We start from the raw sequence: 6,502 nt of genomic DNA, 5'->3' as shown, positions 1-6,502 counted from the left end.
ACCGCGAATCCGACCTGAACTTCGTGTCGCGGCTGATGGAAGAAGAAGGCATCTACTATTACTTCGAACATGGGGGCGGCAAACATACCCTGGTGTTGGCCGATGGCATCGCCAGCCACAGCCCGGCTCCCGGTTTTGAACAAGTCCCGTTCTATCTGGGCGGGCAGGATGGCGGCATGACCGTCAACCGCGAGCATATGGCCCACTGGCGCACCGAGAAATCCGTGCAGCCAGCCGACTACGTGCTCAACGACTACGACTTCCTCAAGCCCAAGGCCGACCTCAAGGTCAAAGCCATCGTCGACCGCGAACACCCCCAGGCTAAACATGAAATCTACGACTACCCCGGCCAATACGTGGACCCCGGCGTCGGCGAGCACTACGCCCGCGTCCGCATCGACGAGCTGCAGGCCCGGCATGAACGGGTGGTCGGCCAAGGCCCGGTACGCGGCCTGCCGGTCGGTTATCTGTTCAGCCTGACCGAGCACCCGCGTGGCGACCAGAACCGGCAATATCTGGTGGCCCAAGCCACCCTGCATCTATCCGAATCCGACTACCGCTCGGGTGGCGGCGAGTGGGAAGCCCAGGTCGATATCCAGGCCCTGCCCTCCAACCTGCCGTTCCGGCCCGAGCGCAGCACGCCGAAACCCATCGTGCAAGGCCCACAGACGGCCGTCATCGTCGGCCCGGCTGGCGAAGAGATCTGGACCGACGAACATGCGCGGGTCAAGGTGCAATTCCACTGGGACCGGCGCGGCAAGAAGAACGATCAGTCCAGCTGCTGGGTACGGGTGTCGCAACCCTGGGCCGGCCAGAACTTCGGCATGGTGGCGATTCCGCGCATCGGTCAGGAAGTGGTGGTCAGCTTCCTTGAGGGCGACCCGGATCAACCGCTGATCACCGGCCGTGTCTACAACGCCGACCAGATGCCACCGTGGGACTTGCCCGGCAACAAGACCCAGTCCGGTATTCTCAGCCGCTCCAGCCAGGGCGGCCACTACGACCACGCCAACGCCCTGCGCTTCGAAGACAAGAAGGGCGCCGAAGAAGTCTGGCTGCACGCCGAGAAGGATCAGCGGATCGAGGTCGAGCATGATGAGAGCCATTGGGTGGGCAATGACCGGCGCAAGACCATCGACCGCGATGAGACCACCATTGTCCACCGCCACCGCACTGAGACCGTCGATGGCAATGAAACCATCACCGTTCACCAGAACCGCACGGAGACGGTGGACCAGAATGAAACCCTCACCATCCACCAGAACCGCAAGGAACGGGTCGATCACAACGAAACCATCTCGATTGGCGATAACCGCAATGAGGATGTGGGCAAGAATGAGTCGGTGACCATCGGTGGCAACCGCAACAAGACCGTCCGCAAGAATGAGGACGTGAATATCGGCAAGAACCGCAGTGAAAAGGTGGGTAAGAACCAGTCCACCAAGATCGGCATGATGAAAAACGAGCTGGTCGGGATGATGTCGAATGAAGTCGTGGGCTTGGCCAAGACCACGACGGTAGGTGGGGCTTATGCGGTGACGGTGGGCGCCACCATGAATACGACGGTGATGATGTCGCAGACCGAGCAGATTGGCCAGAACAAGACCGTGACAGTTGGCAAGGCATTCAAGATCAATGCTGGCGATGAATTTGAGGTGGTCTGCGGTAAGGCGGTATTCCGCATGACCAAAGACGGCAAGATCACGATCTCCGGCACGCAGTTCCACTTTGAGGCCGGTGGCGATGTTCAGATCGTCGGCAAAGTGATTGATCTGAACTGATCTGAACTGATGTCGAGCCGGCTCCGCATCCTGTCCAACCTATCTGCCCAGAGGTGGCATGCCCACCTCACCGACCATTGATGCAAACACTCAATTTCACCCCTCACCCTGCCTTGGTGTTTGACGTGCTGGACCAACACCAGCAGGAGTTTCATGTGGCGGTACTGCGCGCCAGTTATCGCATTGGTGATGATGGCACCTTGGAGCCGACTGCCGAGCAAGGCCCGCTCTGTGTTGAAGATGAATACTGGGGCGAGATGAATCGCAGCAGTATCCGTCAGGAAAGCGATCTGGCACCGCATAAGCCCAAGACCGACATCATCGTGCTGGCGGATGCTTACGCGCCAGAAGGCGAGCCTTTGCGGCAATGGCAGGTGGGGCTGCAGATTGGTTCGCATCGGAAGATATTGAATGTCACCGGTCCACGCGAGTGGCGGCGGGGCTTGATGGGTGGATACAGCCTGAGCGAGCCGGAAAAGATCGACCGGCTTGCCCTGCGTTACGAATGGGCCTGGGGGGGCGAAAACCGGATCGACGCTGCCGAGCCCAATCTACCCCCCCTTCTGCACGAAGCCTGCATGAGCAATCCGGTGGGGCGGGGCTTTGCCCACGAAGACTGGCTGCGCCAGAACAAACCCGAAGTGATTGCGGCCCCGCAGATTGAATCCCCTGATGACCCGATCCGCGAGTTTGGTAAAGCCTATGCGGCCCAAGGCTTTGGCCTGATCACCCGCGCCTGGCAACCCCGGCTGGCCCTGGCGGGGACGTATGACGAGGCGTGGCTGGAGAAACACTGGCCCCATCTGCCACAGGATCACGACTTTGCGTTCTGGAACAGCGCTCATCCGGATTTGCAGGTGCCTTATCTCAAAGGTGACGAGACGGTCGTCCTGGCGCATTTGACGCCCGAGGGGCGTCTGCAATGCCAGTTGCCGGCGATGGCGCCGCTGGTGTTTGTCCGCTATGCCGATCAACCGGCCGAATCGCTGATACCGGTGCTGGATACCCTCATTATCGACACCTACCAACGCGAAGTGGTTTGCGTCTGGCGCACTTCGTTTCCCACCCAGCCTGAAGTCGATCATGTTGCGATTCACATGGCAGATCGCCGCTTGGTACCGGGAGCTGCCGCATGACAACCCGCCCTGGTGCCAATAAGACCGACACGGTCATCGCCGTATCAATGACCCCGGATGTCTGCAAGACCCCGGTGGGCAGCAGCATGCTGCCCGTGCCTTACATGATCATTGCCCGGTTTGGCAGCTCAAACCAGACAGCGCCCTCGGTGCGTTACAACAAGATCGAAGCCTGGGCGTATGGGCAGAGCCATGTCCCGCAGGTGATCGGCGACCAGCCGGGCGTCGGCGGGGGTGTCAAATCGCAGGTCAATGCCAAGATCGCCATCCCCAAGACCAGTAGCGAGACCGTCAAGATTGCCCGCCAGAAGACCATTCGCGATGGCGATCTGGTCTGGATGAATGCGCCGCTGGCCAGCCTTAGCCCCAAATTTCGCAAGATTGCCCAAGCCGTGGGGGATGGCCTTGCCAAGACCGGGCAGGCTTTGCAGGAGAAGGCTGGCGAAGTTGAGAAGTCTTTGAATGACAAAGTCGCCAAGGCCGACGGCTATGTCGATAAGGCCGGCACCTATCTCAAGGACAAGCTGGCCGCTGCCCGGCAGGCCGATATGCAGATGGTGGATGCCTTGGCATCGGGTTTGCCCGAACCACTGCGCAAAGCCGTACATGAAGCCAATCGCCAGCGTACCGGCCTGGGCACCGGGATTGTGGAATGGGCGATCGATACCACAGGCGATGCCGCCAAGTTGGCCTATCACGGCCCTGCCAACACCGTTGGCAAAGTGATCCGGGTGCCCAAACAGTTTGGCCGGCTGATGCAGATCCGCAGCCCGGCTGACTTGCAGAAGCTTGGCAAAGAAGAGCTGGAAGCGCTGAAGAAAGAGTACGAAGAGCTCAAAAAGACCGTTTCCAACTTTCCAGACAACGTTAAACAGACTTTCCACGAACAGTTCGGCAAGCCGTGGGAAGCCGGGGAGTATGGTCAGGCCATTGGCCGGGGATTACCGGAAGTCGTGGGCTTGTTCTTTGGCATCGGCGAAGCCAAGGCGGCGCTGTCTACCGCCAAAGCCGGCATGAAAATCGGCACCAAGGTCGAGACAAAGGTGCTGAAAGAAGAAGCCAGCCATGCGCCCAAGCCGCATACCGAGGCCCCCAAAGCGGATGGCAAGAAAGCGGAGGCCAAACCACAGCACGAAAAGCCGGAAGAGCGCCAAGGCAAAGGCCAGACCCAGGACAACACCCACGTTGAAAAAAATACCCAGCAGGAAAGCCAGGGCTCGCACTGCAGCAAGCCTTGTGGCGCCACCAAGAGCCCTGTATTCATCGCCAGCGGCGAGAAACTGCTGGTCGCGCTCGACTTCGACCTGCCCGGCCTGCTGCCCTTGCGCTGGAGCCGCTTCTATCGTTCGTCCAACCGCACAGTAGGCCCGCTGGGCCGGGGCTGGACGGTTGAGCAGTCGCAATGGCTGCTGGTCGAGCCCGACCAGGTCAGGTTGATCGACGAAAGTGGCCGTGCCATCTCCTTTCCGTCGCTGACACCCGGCCAGCGTCACTACGACGGCTTCGAGAAACAAACCCTGCTCCGGGCCGAAGATGGCCAGTGGTGGCTGGAACAAGCCAATGGCGACCAACTCGGCTTTGCCCCGATGGCCGATCAGCCGGCGATTCACCGGCTGGCCGAGCTGAAGGATCGCAACGGCGCGCGCCAACTCTGGCATTACGATGCCGAAGGCCGCTGGGTTGGCCTCACCGACAGCGCGGGCACGGTGCTGAGCTTTCATCTGACACCGGCCGGCCTGATCGGCCAGATCCACTACGGCCCTGACTTGCTGGTCAGCTACGACTACGACGACCAGCATCGGCTGATCGCCGCCACCGATGCCGCCGGCTACCGCCGCACTTACGCTTACGACGCGCAACACCGCCTGACCCGCTACACCGACCGTTTGGGTTTTGGCAACAACGCCGAATACGGCCCGCATGGCCGGGTCAGCCGCACCTTTGGTGACGACGGCAGCAACGAACTGCAGTTTGATTACCGGCCGTTCCAGCAACTCACCCGCATCCGCAACGCGCTGGGCGATGTCACCGAATACCACTACGACGACCGGCTGCAGATGAGTCGGGTGGTCGATGCCCTCGGCCGCATCACCCGTTACGAACGCGATGGCGACGGCAACCTGCTGGCCGTCATCGCGGCCGATGGCAGCCAGCAGCGCAGCCAGTACGACGAGCGTGGCAACCTCCTGGCCGAGATCGACGCCGCCGGCGTGGCGCAAAGTCTGGCCCGCTACAACGCCCTCGACCTGCCCGAACAGATCACCGATGCCTTGGGCCACGTCTGGCACTACCAATACGACGAACGCGGTAACCTGCTGGCCGAAACCGACCCCCTCGGCCACCGCACCCGCTACGAACTCGACCATCAGGCCCTGCCCATCGCCATCACCGACGCGCTGGGCAAACGCAAACAGCTCGAATGGGACCACCGGGGCCTGCTGCAACGCTATACCGACTGCTCGGGCCGGCAGACCCACTACCAATACGACCGGCTGGGCCGCCTCACCGCCCTGGCCGATGCCCTGGGCCAGACCACCCGCTTTACCTACGACCCGCTGGGCCGGCTGACCCAGGTTACCCAGCCCGACGGCAGCCAGGAACGCTACGACCTCGACCGCGAAGGCCGCTTGCTGGCCTACACCGACGCCGAAGGCCGGGTTACCCGCTACCGCTACGACAGCCAGGGCCAACCGCTGCACCGGCTCGACGCTGCTGGCCGCGCCATCGAATACCGCTACGACGTACTGGGCCGGCTCGATGCCCTGATCAACCCCAACGGCGCCGCCTACCGCTTCCGCTACGACCCGGTCGGCCGGCTGATCGAAGAACAAGCCGTCGATGGCATCCTCCACCGCTACCACTATCAAGCCCTGAGCGACCGGCTGGCGCAACGCGAAGACATTGCCGCCTGGTACCAGCCCGAAGTCCGCTCCGGCCACATCGGCCTGCAACCGCCGCCCGACCAACCGCAACGGCCCCCCCACGGCTTCACTGCCGACGGCAAACCGCGCCTCGTCAGCGACTACCACTACGACCCGGCCGGTCGCCTCGTCCGCAAAACCACCGCCGACGGCCCGACCCGCTTCGCCTACGACGCCGCCGGCCAACTGACCGAAGCCGAACAGGCCGGCCACCGCTGCCAGCTCGTCTACGATGCCCTGGGCCGCGTGATCCGCGAACAACAAGGCGAAGCCAGCCTTGACCATCACTACGACGCCCTCGGCAACCGCCTGAGTAGCCGCCTGCCGTCCGGCCGGACGATTCAAGCCCTGTATTACGGCAGCGGCCACCTGCATCAGCTCAGCGTTGATGGCCGGCTGATCAGCGACATCGAACGCGACGCCCTGCACCGCGAAACCCACCGCAGCCAGGGGCAACTCAATGCCCGCTTCGGCTACGACGCCGTCGGCCGCCTTATCGCCTATGCTGCCTACGGCCCCAACAGCCAGGCCAGACTTGGCCGCCGCTACCAGTACAACCGGGCAGGAGAACTCCTCACCCTGCACGACTCCCTGGCCGGCCCGACCCGCTACCACTACGACCCGGCTGGCCGCCTGCTGCAAGCCAACGACGAACGCTTCAACT

3 protein-coding genes are annotated in these 6,502 nt (G+C 62.4%); all 3 read left to right on the top strand.

The features are described from left to right. Positions 1-1,781 (top strand): type VI secretion system Vgr family protein (locus PZA18_RS23275; RefSeq protein ID WP_284103294.1); only part of this gene is annotated, 1,781 nt, incomplete at its 5' end. An 80-nt stretch (positions 1,782-1,861) separates the two neighbouring features. Further along, positions 1,862-2,917: a DUF2169 family type VI secretion system accessory protein gene (locus tag PZA18_RS23270; protein ID WP_284103293.1), complete on the top strand. Its 1,056-nt coding sequence runs from the start codon at positions 1,862-1,864 to the stop codon at positions 2,915-2,917. Further along, positions 2,914-6,502: PAAR-like domain-containing protein (locus PZA18_RS23265; RefSeq protein WP_284103292.1), on the top strand; the 3,589-nt coding region annotated here is incomplete at its 3' end. The genes PZA18_RS23270 and PZA18_RS23265, both read left to right, overlap by 4 nt.

The sequence above is a fragment of the Parachitinimonas caeni genome, from assembly GCF_030129945.1.
GTDB lineage: Bacteria > Pseudomonadota > Gammaproteobacteria > Burkholderiales > Chitinimonadaceae > Parachitinimonas > Parachitinimonas caeni.
This window is presented reverse-complemented; position numbering and strand designations above follow the sequence as displayed.